Raw genomic sequence first — 767 nt, forward strand, 5'->3', positions numbered from 1 at the left:
AAGCGCTTTCTACAAGCCCATCTGCTTGCTGATGATTTCGTTCATCACTTCCCGAGTCCCGCCACCGATGGACAGGATGCGGTTGTCGCGATACAGCCGCTCCACCAGGTTGCCGCGCATGTAGCCCTGGCCGCCGAGGATCTGCACGGCATCAAAGGTCACGCGGTCGGCGGTGTCGGTGGCGAGGTTCTTGGCCATCGAAATCTCCTTGATCACACTCTTGCCCGCGGCCATCTTGGCGGCCTGGCGGTAGGTGAATTCCCGCGAGACCTCCACCGCCGTGGCCATTTCCGCCAGGCGATGCTTGAGCACCTGGAACTTGCCGATGGGTTTGCCGAAGGCCTCGCGCTGGGCCGCCCACTTCAGGCTTTCCTCCAGGGCCATCTGCGCAGTCATATTGGCCATCAGGGCCAGGGCCAGGCGCTCGCTCTGGAAGTTGCCCATGATGCAGGCGAAACCCATGTTCTCGGCGCCGATCAGATTGCCTACGGGTACGCGGCAATCATCGAAGAATAATTCGGCAGTGTCCGACGCCCACCAGCCCATTTTCTTCAGCGGTGTACCGGTGGTGAAACCAGGCGTGCCCTTTTCGATCAACAACAGGCTGATGCCGGCAAAGCCCGGCCCACCGGTACGCACGGCGACGGTGTAGAAGTCGGCACGCTGGCCGCTGGTGATAAAGGTTTTGCTGCCGCTGACGCGGTAATGGTCGCCGTCGCGCACAGCACGGGTCTGCAGGCTGGCGACATCGGAGCCGCCACCGGGCT

The 767-nt window shown here is 62.5% G+C and carries 1 protein-coding gene; it reads right to left on the reverse strand.

Annotated features, from left to right (window positions below; all coding sequences use genetic code 11):
• Positions 1 to 9: 9 nt before the first annotated feature.
• The coding region (locus HX846_RS12445; protein WP_178965471.1) for an acyl-CoA dehydrogenase family protein at positions 10 to 767 on the reverse strand (758 nt) is incomplete at its 5' end.

Source organism: Pseudomonas sp. K5002, from assembly GCF_013386655.1.
Taxonomy (GTDB): Bacteria; Pseudomonadota; Gammaproteobacteria; order Pseudomonadales; family Pseudomonadaceae; genus Aquipseudomonas.